The following is a 17,594-nucleotide window of genomic DNA, read 5'->3' as shown; positions in this document are numbered from 1 at the left end:
CGGATAAGGTCATATCGCCTGTCTACGCATGCTTGGTGGCAGGCAGAAAACCGGAACCAGAGGGACTCATGAAAAAGCTAACCGCCTCGCTCGCTGCCCTGACCATCCTGCTCGCAACGGGGTGCTCCAGCTCCCCGAAGGCTGAGGCGCCGCCTGCCAGTACTGCCGCTGCCGCTAGCACAATCCCGAAGCCCGACGCCGCGCAGGAGACGAATCTGCGCAGCGAACTGGCCAAGATCAATCCGCTGTTCGACAACGAAAAGTCCGTTGACAACTCCCGTAACCAGTGCAGCAGCATCCTGGGCGAGTCACCCGACGACAAGCTCATTACGAGCGCCAAGACGCGCTTCACCGGGGGACAGGTCACATCAGTGTCTGATGTGGAGGCCCAGCAGATCATCGATGTCATCAAGGCAAACGGGTTCTGTAAAGCCTAGGAGCGGAAAGTGACGGTCACCGCGGTCACAGCAGCGGGCCAGCAGTGTTCAAAGGACGGCTGCGTCAACTCAGCCGCCTATAGGACACTTAGCAAGCCGGCTTGGTGTTTGGACTGCATCGCGGACATCCTGCTCGAAGGTGGCCTCACAGCGGCAGAACCGTTCATCGGGCCAGAGGAATGGCGGCTCGCCACGTGCCTGGACTGCGGTGTCCAGGCACACTACAAGTTCGAGTACACCCTAGACAAGAACGCCGTCGGGGAGAAGACCTGCCGGGCCTGCCACTGGACCGACTGGGCGAAATGGGCCTGCCAGATGTCAGGAGAGGCGGCCCCTGCTCGCATCTATTCACGCGAGGAGATCATCGCTCACCTCGACAAGCACGGTTTCGACCTCGTCGCCACAACGGTAGACGTCAACGACGGCAACGACCCGATCACGCGCTGCCGTTCCTGCAACAAGATCTCCGCCCAGCGCATGGGGGACATCGGCTGGGGCTGCTCCTGAAGACCGGCCGGTCCGGGGTCGCCGCGATCGGCGTGGCCCAGGAATACCAGAATGTCTTCGCCTCCACCCAACGCCTGGGCACCAATGGAATCCCCTGCTTTGGCTTCCATAAGGCAGACCGGCGGGTGACGTGCTTCTACTTCTATCTCTGGGATACCGATTTCGGTCCGGCGTTCATCAAGATCTGCGCGTACTTCCCATATCCGATCAAGGTCTGGATCAACGGACACGAGTGGGCCAAACGCCAAGCCGTGCAGGCCGGGATCGAATTCACGGCACTCTCCAACGGGTTCGCCAGTTCTCAAAACCCGGCGGCACTGCAGGAGATCTGTGACCGGCTCGGCCCGGGCACCATCGAAGTCTTCTTCCAACGCTGGCTCGCCGTGCTCCCGTTGCCGCTCAACGATCACGACGCGGACGCCGGGTACTGGTGGGAACTGTCCATGCGACAAATCGAAATCTCCCGCACCCTGGTTTTTGACGCACCCCGCCGCGCCCGGGCCTTCTTCGAAGCGCTCGTCGTCGATAACCTCGACCTTGGACGCCCCGAGACACTCGAGTTGATTTTCGGCCGGCAGATCCGCCGCGGCCGCCTGCGCCGGACCCAGGACGTGTTCAAGACCAAGGTCGTCACCCGCGACACCGACGTCACCATCAACGCTTTCTACAAGCACTCCCGCATCAAGCAATACCTCAAAGACGGCCGTGCCCTGCGGATCGAAACCGTCGTGAACTCACCGGACGACCTGGGGTGCAAACGCCGCCTGGAACACCTACCCGAACTACAAACCAAAGCCCGTGACACGAACGCCCGTCTGCTCGATACTGAACGTGTCGGGCAGGGCTGTGTCCTTGCGAGCCCAGCCTTTGAGCGGGTCGCACAGTCCACCCTCACCGAGGATGGCAGGCGGGCCCCGGCCTTGCGGTTCGGCGATCCACGGGTCATGGCCCTGCTCGGCGCCTTATGTATCAGCCTTACCGCCCTCGGATTCACCCATAGGAGCCTGCGTGCCCGGGTGAACCATCTGCTGGGCATCGGATACAGCGCCAATCAAATGAGCTACGACCTCGCACGGCTGCGCCGCAACGGACTCATCGAACGCCGGCCACACAGCAACACCTACACCCTCACCGCCGAGGGGCAGCGTGTCGCCCTGTTCTACACCAAGGTCCACAACCGGCTCCTGCGCCCCCTCCTGGCCGCCGACAAAGTCCCGGCACCGCCACCACTACGCCAGGCCCTGGCAACCATCGACCGTCACGTCAACGGCTACATCGACGATGCCCGGAGTGAAAAACGCTGCCTACAACTCAAGACAAACATCAAAGTTCTGACCCCCAAGGAACGCTAGTGCGGCGATGTCGGGACGGCATGGACATCAGTGTCGAGACCGGAACGTGAGCCGGCGTCGGATGATGCCGGCCATCGTCGAGGTTCTTGGCGGTTAGGGGACACTCTGCAATCATGGACGAAACGTGATGGGAGGGGCGAGCAGATGTCCGCTGGTGATGAGGAAACCCGCACCTACAGGGAACAAACCCTTCGACGGATACGGAGGGGAATCCGGGCGGCCCAATTGCGGGTCGCCTTGGACGAGGCCCGGGGACGTCAGTCGCCAGCCGCGGTGATACGACTTGCCCAGAGAACGCCGCCGCAGCTGCCGTCACCCATGCAGGCTCTGAGGTCGTCAAGGGGCAAGTATCAGCTCGATCCGGCGTCACGGCGAGAGGCAGCTCGCATTTTGCGCCGTGGAATCCGGGCAGGGCAATTGAGGGTTGCTCTGGACGAGCAGCGGGGTCGGACGACTCCCGCTGCCGTGAAACGACTGGCCCAGAGTCAGCTCCCGACATTGATGTAGGCCCTCACTGTTGACGACTTTACAATGCCCACTGTCGGCCAATAGGGCGCACGACTTCGGCCGATTCCATGTAGGCCTCCTCGAAAAGTCCAAGTCCTTCCCCGACTCCAAGAGAGGCAACGTGAGTGTTCAAGAAGGCCTCCCGCTCTGCCAGTGTGGCGGGGCCAAGTAGCAGCCGGCTTTCAACACCCCGGGATCTGGCTAGAGGGCTCCGAGCCAAGGAACGGCCAGCGACCACGATACTGATTCCGGCTCGGGCTCCGTCCCTAGCTAATTCGTCGACAACGGCGTAGGGACAATCCGGGTGGTCGAAGTATGAACCGCACCTGGTCCGGCCTCTGTAAAGTGCATCGAAGTCGTCCAGAAACACGATGGCGGACATGGGTGGCCACACAGGCGGTGCGATTCCCAGCAAGGGGGAGAGGTTAAGTCTGAGAGGGCTGCGGCGCTGTTCCTCCGTGAGAAATGAATCTTCGTAGTCTTGAATCTGTTTGAGCGCTGACCTCATTGACTCCCGCACATCTAATAAGAGTTCGCACGCGCTGCGCGAGTCCGCGGCGTAGGCTTTGAGCCCGCAGGGTGGGTTGGCAGCACCACTGAGATAGGCGTAAACATCGAGATGCCCGGCGGCCTGCGAAACCAAATTGGTGAGTAACGTCGTCTTCCCTGAGCCGGCAGGGCCCTGGACCGATAACTTTCCTGGTCCCGGTTGGTACTTCCAGCTGATCGGTGTTCCGGCTGTCCCGGTGCCCAACAGAAGTCGGATGTCAGTGGGGGCGACATTCTCCGCCCCGTCACGCGGATAGGGAATTCTGGCGGCTGACTTAATCTTGGGGCTCCTATCTTTTCTGCTTGATTCTGTTGGCAGGCGTGACCGATGCCCGTGGTGGTTGCCGTCTCCGGCGGGATGCCAATGACATGAAGATAGCCCTGGGGATGGCCGCGGCGCGCGTCGTGACGCCGACGCATTCATGGGTGAGAGTAAACCGAATCATGGTCGTAGACGAGGCGCCGTGGCGGCGTAGAACCGAGACGTTCAGACGGGCGAAAGCCGTGCGTACCGGCCCCGACTGGCTGGTTCATGAGCCGTTTTGGCCGGTATTGGGCCACTCTGAGGCCCTTCGGAAATATTAAGCAGCAGGTGCGGCCCAAAGTGACCTCATTTGTAGACGAAGCGACGGATGTGCTCGCGATGTAGAGTCCGGCGACGTGGACGACCCGTCAGTATCGGTCGATCATGGAACCAGTAAGCAGCAAGGAGGGCGACAATGTCCCACGGCAGGCCTGGACGTGACGATCCTCGCCATGGTCCTACTGCTGGCTGCTCTCTACATCGGAACTCCTTACCCCACGGTGATAATCGTGCAGGCGGTCATCAGCATCGGCAGCATCCTCGCCACCAGCGGGCGCCCTCCACCGCCCTCCCGGAACATTTCGCAAAAGGTCCTGAATGTGACATCAAGCGAAGCCCTTCCACGGAAATGCCGTCGACTTTGCATAGCGACGGGGGCATCGACGGTCGGGCGGCAACGGGCCATGATGGGAGCAGCGAGGAGGAGCCACATGACTAAGTCCACGAAGTACCGCCAGGACGGCAAGGGCCATGTGTTCAATACGCTGCGCCGCGAGATTCAGGCCGCACGGCTGAAGGTCATCCTCGACGAAGAACTGGGCCGCCCCACCTCGGTGAAGGTGAGGCGCCTGGCCGCGATGGATCTGCCGCCGACCGTCAGGTCGTACCAACGCGTCGGTGGCGTGTCAGAGCGCACGACCTATGACCCGACGAACAAGGACCAGGTGTTCGCCACGCTGCGCCGCGAAATCCTCGCTGCACGGCTGAAAGTCACCCTCGACGAGCAGTTGAACCGTGAGACGTCCCCGACGGTGAAGGCTCTGGCCGGGATGAAGCTGCCGCCGATCGTCAGGCCGAGCTATCACAGTGGTGATCCCAAAGCAGAAGCCAGCCGGCCGGCCACTTCCCGGGAGTAAAAGTAGGCGAGTGTCGTTGACGCCATGACGATCACCGCGGAGTCCCGCCGGTGATCGAAGATGGCTCTGCCCGTGCGGGCAGTTTCGCAATCAGACAGACCAAGCTGAGCTGTGTCCGGTCATGGTTTTAGATGCTTGTGCTCAACGGTTTCGACCTCGCGGACGGATTGCAGAGCCGACATGAGGCGGTGCGCGTTCGCCGGTGAGCTCAGCAGGTAGCTTGTTTCCACCAATGCGTCGTACTCATCCTTCGACATCAAGACCGCGGATCCACGCTTCGACGTGATCTCCACCTCGGTGCGGTCGAGGTTGACCCGCTCGATGAGACGGACAAGGTCGCGGCGAGCCTCGCTCGTGGTTATGGCCATCACTGCCTCCTGGTTGTACGAGACATGCTAGTACTTGGCCTTTCGCGCCACTACGCAACGGCCGGCGATGTTCGACCAGGACCAGGGTGGCCGAGGCCCATTTCATGCCTGATATAGACGGCACGATCTAGGCGGTCGTAGCAACCCTCGGAGTGCGCCTGTTGGGCCGACTTCGTGTGCATGCCCCATACAATCAGAGGAAGCCCCCTCGGGGCTTCCTTGTTCAAATCCGCACCATTTTTGGGGAACCGTGACCACTACGTTTGACGAGCTGCTTGGCACCTACCGAGACCTTTCGGATTCCGAACGGATGAAAGGCAGCTACCTCGAACAGCTCGTCGAGCAGTATCTCGAGAACGACGGCGTTCACGCACCTCAGTACACAGACGTGTGGCTGTGGCGGGACTGGCCGAACCGTCCGGAGAACTTCACCAACAAGGACAACGGCATCGACCTGGTCGCGGCCCGTACCGACGGCGGACTGACCGCCATCCAAGTGAAGTTCTACGCGCCCGGCTACAGGATCCAGAAGCACGATATTGACTCGTTCCTGTCGGCGTCTTCGAAGAAGCCCTTCACGAACGCTGTCGTCGTGGACACCACCGAGGGTGACTGGTCGAACAACGCGCTGGAGATGCTCGACGATCGGCACGTGCCAGTACAGCGGATCGGTTTGAGCGACCTTCGGCACTCAAACATTGACTGGTCCACCTACGACCTGACGGCACCCACCACGCCGAAGTTGTTCGACAAGAAAGTACTGCGCCCACACCAGCACAAGGCCGTCCAGGCGGCGTTGAAGGGCTTCGAGGACAGTGATCGCGGCAAGCTGATCATGGCTTGCGGCACTGGCAAGACTTTCATGTCCCTGAAGCTGGCCGAGCGGTTCGCTGAAGACTTGGGCCACGCCCGGATCCTGTTCATGGTGCCGTCCCTGGCACTGATGTCCCAGTCGCTGAAGGAATGGTCGGACGAAACCGAGCAGCCCATGCACGCCTACGCGGTATGTTCGGACAACAAGGTTGGCCGCGTAAAAGACACCGATCTGACCGACGTGGCGCTCCACGATCTGCAGATCCCCGCCACGACAGACGGCGCGCGGCTCATTGAGGCAATGAACACCCGAACGCTGGACGAGGGAATGACGGTCGTGTTCTCCACGTACCAGTCGATCGACGCTGTGCGGGCCGCGCAGCAAGCCGGCCTGCCCGACTTCGATCTGATCATCTGCGATGAAGCACACCGCACCACCGGGGCGACCCTGGCCGGCGACGGCGAATCGCATTTCGTGAAGATCCACGACAACCACTGGATCTCCGGCAACAAGCGCGTTTACATGACGGCCACACCACGGATCTTCAACGACAACACCAAGGACGCCGCCCGCGAGAAGGACGCCGTCCTGTGCTCCATGGACGACCAATCAATCTACGGGCCCGTGTTCTACCGGATCGGATTCGGCGAGGCCGTCGAGCAGAAACTCCTGACCGATTACAAGGTGCTGGTACTGGGAGTCGACGAGACCCAAGTGCGGACGACTTTTCAGGATCAGCTGGCCGACAGCAACAGCGAACTGAACATCGACGATATTGCCAAGCTGGTGGGCGTCTGGAACGGCTTGGCCAAACGGCGGGCAGGAGAGTTTCAGGACGGCTTCGGCCAAGACTGGCAGCCCATGCGCCGTGCAGTGGCGTTCAACCGCTCCATCAAGGCCTCCCAGGTCATCGAATCAGAGTTCCAAGACCTCACCCGCCTGCACCTCACGGACATGACCAACGACGATCCGACCGATGACATGCGGGTGGAGGTCAAGCACATTGACGGCGGCTTCAATGCGGTCCGCCGTGGGGAGCGGCTCGACTGGCTGAAAGCCGATGCGGACGTCATCCTGGTCGACGACCGGACTACCCTGCGCAAAGAGGACGGGTCGTGGCCGAAGAAGGAACAGCCGACCTGCCGGATTCTGACCAACGCCCGCTGCCTCACTGAGGGCGTGGATGTCCCGTCCCTGGATGCGGTGCTGTTCATGAACCCGCGCAACTCCATGGTCGACGTCATCCAGGCCGTGGGACGGGTCATGCGCAACCACGTGAACGCCGACACCGGCGAGGTAAAGAAGTTCGGTTACATCATCCTGCCGATCGCCATCCCGGAAGGCATGTCGACCTCGGAGGCGCTGAAGGACAACCAACGCTACAAGGTCGTCTGGCAAGTCCTTCAGGCACTGCGTGCCCACGATGAACGGATGGATTCGTCGATAAATCAGATCGAGCTGAACAACAAGGCTCCCGAGTCCATCATCGTGGACAAGATTGACTTGGCGCCAAAGAAGAAGGCGCCGGTTATTGACCCGAGCCCTTCCCCGGACGTGGAACCGGAGCCAGGACCTGTAGGCCCGGGAACGCAGGAAACGCTGACATTTCCGGTAGAGGAATGGAAGGACTCTGTCTACGCGAAGATCGTCGACAAGTGCGGCAACCGCATGTACTGGGAGGACTGGTCCAAGGACATTGCATCCATTGCCACGAAGCACATCGATCTGATCAACGACCTGCTCGAAGACGCCGACCCCAGCCACCGGATAGCCTTCGACGGCTTCGTTGCCGGCCTCCGTGAGAATCTGAATCCTGAGATCGATAACGCCCAGGCCGTCGAGATGCTCGCCCAACACCTGGTAACCAAGCCAGTGTTTGATGCCATGTTTGCCGACTCCAACTTCACCGAGCACAACCCTGTATCCCGAGCGATGCAGACTATCCTGGACCAGCTTGGCTCCAATGCCGTGTTTGAGAAGGAAAGCAAAGGCCTGGAGAAGTTTTATGAGTCTGTCCGGGCCCGCGTCTCCAAGATCGACAACGCCGCAGCCAAGCAGGCCATCATCGTAGAGCTTTACGACAACTTCTTCCGCAACGCTTTCCCCCGCGTTGCTGACAGGTTGGGCATTGTCTTCACACCAGTTCCCGTGGTCGACTACATCCTGCGTTCGGCCGATGCGGCCCTGCGCCTGGAGTTCGGGAAGTCACTGTCCGATGAGGGCGTCTCCATCTTGGAGCCTTTCGTCGGGACGGGCACATTCCTGACCCGCTTGCTGCAGATAGGGCTCATCAAGCCGGAGGACTTGCACCGCAAGTACACCCAGGAGATGTTCGCCAACGAGATCGTCCTGCTCAGCTACTACATTGCCGCCATTAACATTGAGACGGTCTACTCGGAGGTGGCAGCCGCAGCGGGCGTCGAAGCCGGCTATGTGCCATTCGACGGCATTGCCCTGACTGACACGTTCCAACTTAACGAGGGCGACGGTCAGCTGCAGGCTACGGGCATCTTTCCGGAGAACCATGAACGAGTGGTTCGGCAAAAGAACCAGAACATCCGCGTCATCGTCATGAATCCGCCGTACTCGACAGGCCAGACAAGCGCGAACGACAACAACCAAAATCAGAAATACCCAGCACTGGATGCGTCGATTGCTGGTACCTACGCAAAACTCTCCGTGGCAACGAACAAGAACGGACTCTACGACTCGTACGTCCGCGGAATTCGCTGGGCCTCAAACCGGATCAAAGACAACGGTGTCATAGCCTTCGTCTCGAATGGCTCATTCATTGACCTGCCCGCATTTGATGGATTCCGAAAAACTCTGGGCAGCGAGTTCAGCAGGGTTTTCGTCTACAACTTAAGGGGCAACGCCCGACTTTCAGGGGAACTCCGACGCCAAGAAGGGGGAAACGTGTTTACGGAAGGAGTTCGAACCCCCATAGCTATCGTGGTTCTGATCAAGAACATTAGCCACCAAGGCGAAACCGATGTGCAATACAGCGACATTGGAGACTATCTGACCAGTGATCAAAAGTTGGATGTCTTGGTTAGTGAGCGGTCACTGGAAGGGACAGCATGGAGTGTCGTTTCCCCCAGCGGTGAAGGCGATTGGATTAACCATCGGGACGAAGACTATGGCTCCTACCAGGCTATCGGTGACAAGGCAACCAAGGGCAAAGAAGCTACTAGCGCGATCTTCCGGATTTTCACGGCTGGGGTCAAGACTAATCGTGACGCTTGGTGTTATGGCTTCAGCGGCAAAAAAATGGCAGCAAACATGCGGCAAATGATCGCTCACTACGAGAATCAGATTGGTCTACAAGAACCCGATCTTGACCCTCAGAGGATTAGTTGGAACCGCGGGCTGTTGGCTGACAGGCTGCGGGGCAGGTCACATGCATTCATTGAGTCGGCCGTCCGGACCGCGATTTACCGTCCATTTACTCGTGAGACGGTTTACCTAGACCCATCGATGAATGACATGGTCTATCAGGTGCCGAAACTCTTTCCGTCGTCCGCGACTCCAAACACGTACATTCAGATAACAGGAACCGGCGCGCAAAAGCCCTTCGCAGCTCTGATGGGTCAGTTCGTCCCCGACTTGCATGCGATGCACACTGGACAAGTCTTCCCGCTATACACCTACGAGCCAATCCCAGAAAACGAGCTGGCGATCCCGGCCGTCGGTGAGGTCATTGTCGACGGCTACCGCCGGCGGGAGAACATCACGGACGCAACTCTCGACACCTACCGCGGCTTCTATGACGGCGTGCCCATATCCAAGGAAGACGTCTTCTACTACGTCTACGGTTTGCTGCACTCTCCGACCTACAAGGAAACCTACAAGGCTGACTTGATGAAGATGCTGCCGCGGATCCCGAAGGTCAAGGACTTCTGGGGATTCAGCGCTGCCGGCCGAGACCTCGCAGACCTGCACTTGAACTACGAGACTATGGCACCTGCCGAGCTGACCGAGGTGCATCGGACGGAGCCGCCGGCGGACCTTGAAGCGCAGTACGACTATTACCGCGTGCAGAAGCTTTCCTGGGGTGCCCGCAAAGACCGCTCCCGGATCATTTTCAACTCCAACGTCACACTCGAAGGCATTCCGGCCGAGGTGCTGGACTACCAGGTCAACGGGAAGTCAGCCATCGAGTGGATCCTCGACCGGTACCAGGTGACGACGCACAAGGACTCGTAGATCGTCAATGACCCGAACGACTTCTGCCGCGAAGTTGGCGATCCGCGCTACATCATCGACCTGATCAAGCGGATCGTCACGGTGTCACTGGAGACCAACAAGGTCGTGGCTGGGCTTCCGGCGCTGGAGATTGCGGAATAGGCGGTGGTTGACCCCGTGAAGACCAAACGGGAAGCAGAGGAAGCCCCAAGCAAGCGACCGGGCCTTTCCCACTGGCGCTCATTTACCTACTGGGGAATGTAACCGGATGAGCGACAAATCTGCAGCGTATTACAATCACTTAAAGTCCCGTGAACCCGACCTTGAAGGGTGGAGGATCCGTGCAGGGCGGCACGAGAATCCACAGGTGGGTAGCGAGCTTCATAAGGACGATGCTGTCTTCGAGTCCCATCCCATCAGCGAGGCCGCACGCATCTGCCTGATCTCGGCCGGTGAGCATCTTCGCCTCGCTTGGACAGCAATCAAAGCAAGAGAGGTTTACCCAATAGCGCACTACACCACTCTGCGTGGCGCTCTACTGGCAGGGTCCCAGGCCGTCTACATTTTGGGACCGGACGATGCTGAGATCCGCAGGGGTCGCGGACTGGCCGCAATTGCTGAATCGTACAAGCGTTCAAGACAGTTCCACGAAGAGACTCTGAAATCTCCAGGCCTTACAGGTGATGAGCATCAGCGGGTCCGGGCGCAGGTGGAATGGCTGACAGGTCGGATGGAAGAAGCTCGACGGGCTGGTGCGGACAAATCTCTGAATATTTCAGATGCGGTAATCCCGTATGCCGCCCAAGTGACCTACGGGACGAACGCTGACTTGCAGAACGAGATAAATCTCCTGTGGCGCCAAATGAGCGGAGACGCGCACGCCTTGACTTGGGCTGTGGCTCAGCGAGCTGTATTTCAATCCCCTGTAAAAGGGCAACCGCTCAGCACAGGCGTCGCAGGAGGATCCTTGGAAGAAATCGCCCAGCCTTTCGAGGCGTCATTCCAAATCTTGAAGCGAGGATGGGCACTCTTCGATCGCCGCTGCGAAGCCCTATAACAAAGCGGAGTTCCGAACGCCGAACGCAACCCGGACTACATCTACCCGATTCCGGTGACCGGTCGGTCTTTCCTCGGTCGCTGACGGAGTAACTGCGCGCGGAATGATCTGTCGTCTCGGATCCGGGCCGTAGCCCACCGGTGATTGCCATCGGCAAGGACGATCCTGCCGTCATGAAGCTGAACCGCAAGGGGACCGAGAGCACCCCACGATGAGGGGCCTCATCGTAGGTTCGTTCAGGCCCGGCTATATAGAACTCCAGGACATCCCGTCGCAGGACCCCCTGTATGCTCGCGTCGATATCCGACAACGGAACATCTTCCGGTGCATCAAGCTCAACTAGTCCGTGATGCCATTTCCGAATCAACGCTGTGGCTTCGCTGTCATCGGCAACGGATGCCTGCGGTAGTCCGAAGTCCTCAGTGGATATGTAGTGAAAACCTTCATCCTCATCCGACTGACCCATGAGACTGATATCGCTCATACGAACTCCTCGCGTTGCCCAATACGGGCCTGAAAGCTTTAGTGAATCCATACATCATAAATCCACAACATAATGACAGTTATGATGCTTCTATGGGAAATGACCTCGCTTTTAGCACCTCACTTGCCGGAAACGCGGAACGACACGCCAGTATTATTGCCGCGTGGCAGCTCGCGCAGTCCTCGCCGCACACGCTGCGTGGCTACACCCTGAATCTGCTCACGTACTGCACCTGGCTCGATGGGCACGGTCTGGATCTGCTCACGGTGCGCCGGGTGCATCTGGACGGCTACCGGCACACCCTCACCGGAGCTCCGGCGACGGTGGCCAGGACGCTCGCTGCGCTGTCGAGCTTCTACCGGTACGCACTGGCTGAAGAACTGGTGGACCGGAACCCGGTCGCGACGATTTCCCGTCCCGCTGTCGATGCCGACCACAGTTCCACCCAGGGGCTCAGCCGCGACCAGGCACTCGCGCTGCTGGAGGCGGCCCGCAGGGACGGTCCCAGGTCCAATGCGCTGGTCAGCCTGCTGATGTTCACCGGCCTCCGGATCAGCGAAGCGCTTCAGGCCCGGACCAGCGACTACGCCCACGACTCGGGCCACCGGGTGCTCACCGTCCGCCGCAAGGGCGGGAAGTCCGCGAAGGTCGCCGTCCCGGCGCCGGCGGTGGTGGCGATGAACTTCTACCTGGCCACCACGGGCGCGGACATCGTGCTCGGGCACAGCATGAGCCGGCCGCTGCTCACCACGGCCACCGGAAAGCCCCTGCACCGGACGTCGGCGTTCCGCATCGTGCAGCGATTGGCCCAGCAGGCCGGCATAGATGGCCAGATCAGTCCGCACAGCCTGCGGCACACGTTCGCCACGATCGCCCTGGACAGCGGGACGTCACTGCATGCCCTCCAGGACAGCATGGGACATGCGGATCCGCGGACCACCAGGAGGTACGACCGGGCCCGGAACAACCTCCAAAAGTCCGCCGGATATGACGTCGCGAGGGCACTCGCGTAGGGGTCTCGGGAGCCGGTGTTTTTGCGTCCCTATATCTAAGGTACGAATTTCGGAAATGAGAGGGGTGGAAAAGCAGCGCTGAGGACCACCGATTCCTCCACTGTCCCGCCCGCCTTCCCGCCGACTCAACCCCTGCTTTCTAATTTTGAGAGTGGCGCAGGGCGGCGGGGAAAAGGTGGGACAGACAGGAGGGAAGGCGGGTGGGCTGCGGAAGATAGGCTCTCCCTTATGAGAACCAGGGAGAAATGGGTGGAGTTTTGACGGGTGCCGAGATTGTGGCACTGGCTGCGCTGGTGTTCTCTGCCATCGCTGCTGTCGGTGTTGGCTGGCAGATTTTCCGGGCCGAACAAATCTTTCCCATGGCGGGCATAGCATTCTTCATTCGCGAGGCCGGCACCGCGTACATCACGCTCGAACACGGTAAGCCTCGGGAAACGTACGCCCTGAGCGACGTGGAAATCCGCCACTACGGCGACGGGAACCTCTGGAACATTCAGGTCACTCCCGTCTACGGTCGCCTTATGGACGGCTCTGAGCAGTACCGTCCCTTCATGGACCCCGGTGCGGAGCCGATGAAGTTGTCCATTGCGCTGAACCGGGAGCATGGCGGCGTCATAGAGGTCACGGCCTACGATTCGTTTCGTGCAAGTAACACTCGTCTCGGCAGGATGGTGGCAGCCCGACGCATGAGAGTCGACTGCGACTCTTGGGCGATTTTTCAGCGCCGGTGGTTCAGGTGGAAGGCCCTGACAATTGGAGAGGCGTCCCCTCGCCTGGGCAAGCACGAGAAGCCCGACCCTGGTTTACCGCCAGGGGTTCGGCTCCTCAGCGAAGTCGACGAGGAAGACATGTAAACGGCCCACTGACCAGCCGGGACCCCGAGCGCAGCCTGTCATGGCCGTCCCCGAAACGTCCGGGCTAGAATTCACGTCATGGAAGCTGGAGCCGGCAGGCCCACCCGCTGGACCTGCAGCCTATGCGGCAGCGACGTAATCCTGGCCGATCTGCAGCGGCGAGGCCAGCGCTCAGGCCTGCGACTGCGGCGCCCGCCCGAGCTAACCCCTCATCATTGCAGCAACCCTCAGTGCGTGTATTTTGATCCCCGACGGGTAACCTTCGGGGCCTTCGTACCCGCTGCCCGCGCCGGAGACGGCGGGTCGTAGCGTCGGCGACGGCGCTTCCCCGAGTCCGGAGCGGTCCTGGGAGCACCCGGGGCAGATGCGGGCGGCTTGTGTGAGGCTCACACCGCGAGCCTACTCCGGGGCGCTCTCCCTCCAGCGGAGCGCGTGCAATTTGCCCTCCACTCAACCTGGACCTTTGTCCTAAGGTGGTGACGTTAGGACGGCGGACACGGAACTGAAGAAGGAGGCGGGCTCGAGGGATGTCGACAGAGAAATCAGGTTGGGGAGGCTGGACGCTTGACGAGGTGCGTTTGGTACTGGAGTACGACCAGTACGAGGTTGACCTGGAGCGTTCCCTGACGGGCGCGCAGGTTTGCGACTGGATATTTCAGGTCGCGCATAAGAACTGGGCGACTCCTGAGGTCACCGCGGGCCTGGTCCGGGCGTTGGACGATCTGCTGCAGCCTCAGGCCAACCTCTGCTCGGGCGGGGAGAACAAGGAGATGTCCAACGCCGAGTTGAGGCGTCTCGTTGCCGAAAACGCGGGCGGGCAGAGGTAGCTTTTCAAGGGCCGGACGCGGCTGCACCGGGGCGGAATTACCTCCCGGCACTGATTGTTCACAGCCGCGCCGGTACGCCCGGCAGAAGCGCGTCTGTGACTTGCATCAGCAGCTGAACGTATAGCCTGTGACCACAGCACTTCTTTGGGGGACCTTGAACCGCATTCTGACCACTGCCCTGTCCGCGCTTGTCGCCGCATCTCTTTTGTGCGGATGTGGCGGAGCGCCGGCGGCTGCGCCCAGCTCATCCAGTTCGCCTTCGACGGCGCTACCCTCTCCGAGCCTGACGCCCACGCCAACGTTCACGGCAACACCCACGCCGACCCCCACGCCGGTGGGCCTGAAGTATTCGCTCTCCTGCTCGGTGAATACCGCCTCGCGGACCACGGTCACCGACTAAAGGGCAGCCTGGGCAACGCCGTTCGATCTCTGCACCGTAAACAGCGCGGCGGAACAGGCCGCAGGTGTTGCCTCCGGAGGAACCTCGCCGGACACGGCCAAGTACCTTTACGCGTTGTGTGCGACCACCGCCGGACACTACTTCGAGGGCTCAGTCAGCTCAGCACAAGCCAAGGAAATTGCGGCGGCACTCACCCTCTGCCCGGATCACCCGAAGCGGGCTGCTCTGGAGGCAAGCGCTGCCGCCGACAGTGCATCTAGCGTTTGCGGCCCATGATCTGATTGATGGCCTCTGCCTTGCGTTGCGCGTCCCGTTCCGGGTCGATACGCGGCGCGCTTGCACTGGTTCCCAGCACCTGGCTGTAACTGGTGCGGCCCTGGTACTGCCTGAGTGCGTCCGTCCGCCGCTCCATCGCCGTCGCCGGCCTGGACGTCAGCGGCCGCCCGGCCCGCGCCTCCCGGTGGGCCTTGAGCTGTGCGAACCGGGCCGGCTCCGGCTTGTCCCCAATGAACTCAGCCATCCCTGGTGGAGGCACCAGGGATCCTGTGTCCGACAGGCTCCACTCGGACATGGGGGCGGAGGCGTAATGGGTGGGAGGCACGAGGTACCGCTCAGCCGTGGGGTGGCGGTAGCTGCCGGAGTACATAGCCACGAGGACACCGAGGGACTCGTACGCCATGTCCAGGACGACACTGGTCAGCGGCAGATCGAGAACCAGGTCAGGAACGTCCGGAGACCACAGCCACACGTCACGAATGCCCTCTGTCTGATAGCCGCCGTGGCGTCGGTCCCACTCTTTGCTGTCCAGTGGCTTGCGCTGGACCTCGAATGCCAGATGCCGGCCGGAGGTTGCTGTTGCTCTGACGTCGCTGCGCAGCCGGATGCCGGGGATCCAGATCTCATCTTCGACGGACCAGGGAAGGATGTGGTGCTGGTCTCGGGCCCAGTCCATGATGAAGCGCTTGCCGTGCAGGTGCTCAGCGGTCTCGCCGTGGCGGCGCAGACCGTCGGGGGCCTCGCCGGCCTGATGGCGGAAATGCTTGCACCGCGTTTTGGCGTCGACGAGCTGCACCGGGACTTCACGGCCGTCTTCCTTGCAGTCGATGCAGACGATCTCCTTGGAGCCCTTGTACCCGTAGCGGTCGTAGTAGGAGTTGTTTCCCCTTTGCATGGCCGCTGCCACGACAATCTCCCCGTCCGCATTGTTGTAGGCGACGAGAGGCTCTGAGGGTTCCCACTGCCGGGGAAAGAGCCGGCGTATCTCGATCATGGGCACAGTATGCGGGGAAGGGCTGACATTTCGTCGTGGTGTGCAAAGCTCTGTGAGTATGGGCCGCCCACGCAGGCCTAGCTGTTAGTTCCGGTTCGATCGGCCCCTGTGGTCGTCATCTGGGGTCCTCCCAAGACTCTTCGTCCAAACATTCAGCATCCGAGCACAGAATCCGCGATCTGCTGCGCGGCTTGTCCTGGTGTGACGTGGGTGGTGTCGATGACCGCGGCTTCATTGTGCAGCCATGTCCGGGCGGCGTCGGCGTACGGTTCCAGGTAAGCGAAGCGGAACGTCGACGGTCCGAGAACTGTGTCATTTTGTATGCGGTCGCGCAACGTGGCCTGGTCAGCATGGAGCACGAAATGCTGGATCGGTATGCCGTGGGCAGTAAGACCGTCGCTGATTTCCCGCCAGTAGCTCTCGACCAGGACAGTCATCGGCATGACGAGCGTGCCTCCGGTGTACTCAAGCACGCGCCGCGCGGTTTCGACGACGAGCGGCCGCCATGGCTCCCAGTGCTGGAAGTTGTCCGTTGCAGGAAGTCCCGGGCTGATGTCCATGAGCACCTCGCCGATCTTCTCGGCATCTAGGACGCGCGCGTTGGGCAGCATTGGCTGCAAGAGGGCGCTGGTCGTTGTCTTTCCCGCTCCGTGGGTGCCGTTGAGCCAAACGATCATGGAACGAACACTACTTCCATGAAGTGTCATGCAGCCTACAGCTGCGGACGATGCTGTTTTCGGAGAAGAACCCACGGTTACCTTCCGTTGCAGATAAAGTCAGCGCATGGGGATATGGGACAAAGTGAAGGCAGCTTTTGGCGGGCAGGCAGAATCAGTGGTGGTTCCGGAGCCTCATCGGTCAGCAGTCACGCCGGGCCCTGCGCATGCACCGTCCGCCCCGGCGAGACCAGTGCCTGAAGAACCCGCAGCGCGCCCTCAGGAGCCGCCGGCCGTGCGTAACTACCAAGCGGAGAAGGTCAAAGCTGCCGCTGCGGGCCAAAGCGTCAAAAGCTTTCGTGCCGGTTATGCTCCGCCGGCAACTGCGAAGAGCCAGCTGGTGGCCGGTCCTGATGGTTTGCCGCCGCTCAGGTTGGTACCTTCCAACAACGGTCTCGACTTGGCGCTGCCTGACGGGGAGTTGGTTGATTACAAGATCCTGGCCCTGCGGCACTTCCAGATCTTCGCGTTCCGCGTCGTAGGCATGGGCTTCTACGAAGACCCGGAGAAGCCCATCAAGTTCCGGAACGGCCAGCGCGTCCAGCCTGTGCGGGAACCCGACAACGGACACGACGCCAACGCCGTCGCAATCCACGCCGGGCGGCCTGCGAAGAAAATCGGCTACGTGAACAAACAGCGGGCATCGTGGGTCGCAAGATTACTTGATTCCGGTCAGGATCTTGACGGCATCATCATCCAGAGCAAGGCTTCCTCGCCACGCGTCCTCCTGACTACTCCAGAGATGCTGGCATATCTCCAGCGCGACTGACGTGCGGGCGCGATGAAACGATGAATCAGTACTGGCGCCCCAGAG

General features: G+C 60.8%; 14 protein-coding genes. 10 read left to right on the top strand and 4 right to left on the bottom strand.

Annotation, left to right across the window (positions count from 1 at the left end; genetic code table 11):
* The first annotated feature begins 68 nt into the window (after positions 1-68).
* The 4 genes from ASPU41_RS16685 (at position 69) to ASPU41_RS16670 (ending at position 4,792) form a co-directional block, all read left to right on the top strand.
* The gene (locus tag ASPU41_RS16685) at positions 69-437 is read left to right on the top strand and encodes a hypothetical protein (protein WP_069951859.1); all 369 of its coding nucleotides are present in this window, start codon (positions 69-71) and stop codon (positions 435-437) included.
* A gap of 9 nt (positions 438-446) precedes the next feature.
* Positions 447-944: a hypothetical protein gene (locus ASPU41_RS23095; RefSeq protein WP_197515689.1), complete on the top strand. Its 498-nt coding sequence runs from the start codon at positions 447-449 to the stop codon at positions 942-944.
* A 32-nt stretch (positions 945-976) separates the two neighbouring features.
* Positions 977-2,296, top strand: a complete 1,320-nt coding sequence (locus tag ASPU41_RS16680) for a hypothetical protein (protein ID WP_197515688.1) — start codon at positions 977-979, stop codon at positions 2,294-2,296.
* Between the two features lie 2,070 nt (positions 2,297-4,366).
* Positions 4,367-4,792: a hypothetical protein gene (locus ASPU41_RS16670; protein WP_069951857.1), complete on the top strand. Its 426-nt coding sequence runs from the start codon at positions 4,367-4,369 to the stop codon at positions 4,790-4,792.
* Between the two features lie 119 nt (positions 4,793-4,911).
* Here ASPU41_RS16670 and ASPU41_RS16665 read toward each other — a convergent pair whose 3' ends face one another.
* Positions 4,912-5,160, bottom strand: coding sequence for a type II toxin-antitoxin system Phd/YefM family antitoxin (locus tag ASPU41_RS16665; protein ID WP_069951856.1), 249 nt, complete (start codon positions 5,158-5,160; stop codon positions 4,912-4,914).
* Between the two features lie 250 nt (positions 5,161-5,410).
* On the opposite strand from ASPU41_RS16665, the gene ASPU41_RS16660 reads away from it, so the two are divergent.
* The 5 genes from ASPU41_RS16660 to ASPU41_RS16645 all read left to right on the top strand — a co-directional run bounded on the left by ASPU41_RS16660 (position 5,411) and on the right by ASPU41_RS16645 (position 14,394).
* Entirely contained in the window at positions 5,411-10,180 is a 4,770-nt protein-coding gene (locus ASPU41_RS16660; protein ID WP_231941106.1) for a DEAD/DEAH box helicase, read from the top strand.
* 346 nt (positions 10,181-10,526) lie between these two features.
* A complete protein-coding gene (locus ASPU41_RS22755) occupies positions 10,527-11,216 on the top strand; it encodes a hypothetical protein (protein ID WP_157357029.1) in 690 nt (229 codons plus the stop codon).
* Between the two features lie 576 nt (positions 11,217-11,792).
* Positions 11,793-12,713 carry a tyrosine-type recombinase/integrase gene (locus ASPU41_RS16655; RefSeq protein ID WP_069951855.1) on the top strand — a complete coding sequence of 307 codons (921 nt, stop codon included), beginning with the start codon at positions 11,793-11,795 and terminating at the stop codon, positions 12,711-12,713.
* Between the two features lie 257 nt (positions 12,714-12,970).
* On the top strand, positions 12,971-13,567 hold the full coding sequence (locus ASPU41_RS16650) for a hypothetical protein (protein WP_157357028.1): 597 nt from the start codon (positions 12,971-12,973) through the stop codon (positions 13,565-13,567).
* Positions 13,568-14,094: 527 nt separating this feature from the next.
* On the top strand, positions 14,095-14,394 hold the full coding sequence (locus ASPU41_RS16645) for a hypothetical protein (RefSeq protein WP_069951853.1): 300 nt from the start codon (positions 14,095-14,097) through the stop codon (positions 14,392-14,394).
* A 105-nt stretch (positions 14,395-14,499) separates the two neighbouring features.
* Here ASPU41_RS16645 and ASPU41_RS22750 read toward each other — a convergent pair whose 3' ends face one another.
* The 3 genes from ASPU41_RS22750 to ASPU41_RS16630 form a co-directional block, all read right to left on the bottom strand.
* Positions 14,500-14,781 (bottom strand): hypothetical protein, encoded by a 282-nt coding sequence (locus tag ASPU41_RS22750; RefSeq protein WP_157357027.1) that lies wholly within the window; start codon positions 14,779-14,781, stop codon positions 14,500-14,502.
* 269 nt (positions 14,782-15,050) lie between these two features.
* On the bottom strand, positions 15,051-16,064 hold the full coding sequence (locus ASPU41_RS16635; protein ID WP_069951851.1) for a competence protein CoiA: 1,014 nt from the start codon (positions 16,062-16,064) through the stop codon (positions 15,051-15,053).
* Positions 16,065-16,216: 152 nt separating this feature from the next.
* A complete protein-coding gene (locus ASPU41_RS16630) occupies positions 16,217-16,741 on the bottom strand; it encodes an AAA family ATPase (RefSeq protein WP_069951850.1) in 525 nt (174 codons plus the stop codon).
* A 232-nt stretch (positions 16,742-16,973) separates the two neighbouring features.
* On the opposite strand from ASPU41_RS16630, the gene ASPU41_RS16625 reads away from it, so the two are divergent.
* Positions 16,974-17,549, top strand: coding sequence for an HIRAN domain-containing protein (locus tag ASPU41_RS16625; RefSeq protein ID WP_157357026.1), 576 nt, complete (start codon positions 16,974-16,976; stop codon positions 17,547-17,549).
* Positions 17,550-17,594 lie beyond the last annotated feature (45 nt).

This window comes from Arthrobacter sp. U41 (assembly GCF_001750145.1).
Lineage (GTDB): Bacteria > Actinomycetota > Actinomycetes > Actinomycetales > Micrococcaceae > Arthrobacter.
This window is presented reverse-complemented; position numbering and strand designations above follow the sequence as displayed.

What these genes read in the sequence shown, in the direction of transcription:
- ASPU41_RS16685 (WP_069951859.1), top strand. Translation starts at nt 69, where the DNA reads ATGAAAAAGCTAACCGCCTCGCTCGCTGCCCTGACCATCCTGCTCGCA.
- ASPU41_RS16655 (WP_069951855.1), top strand. Translation starts at nt 11,793, where the DNA reads ATGGGAAATGACCTCGCTTTTAGCACCTCACTTGCCGGAAACGCGGAA.
- ASPU41_RS16645 (WP_069951853.1), top strand. Translation starts at nt 14,095, where the DNA reads ATGTCGACAGAGAAATCAGGTTGGGGAGGCTGGACGCTTGACGAGGTG.
- ASPU41_RS16630 (WP_069951850.1), bottom strand. Translation starts at nt 16,741, where the DNA reads ATGATCGTTTGGCTCAACGGCACCCACGGAGCGGGAAAGACAACGACC.
- ASPU41_RS16665 (WP_069951856.1), bottom strand. Translation starts at nt 5,160, where the DNA reads ATGGCCATAACCACGAGCGAGGCTCGCCGCGACCTTGTCCGTCTCATC.
- ASPU41_RS16635 (WP_069951851.1), bottom strand. Translation starts at nt 16,064, where the DNA reads ATGATCGAGATACGCCGGCTCTTTCCCCGGCAGTGGGAACCCTCAGAG.
- ASPU41_RS16670 (WP_069951857.1), top strand. Translation starts at nt 4,367, where the DNA reads ATGACTAAGTCCACGAAGTACCGCCAGGACGGCAAGGGCCATGTGTTC.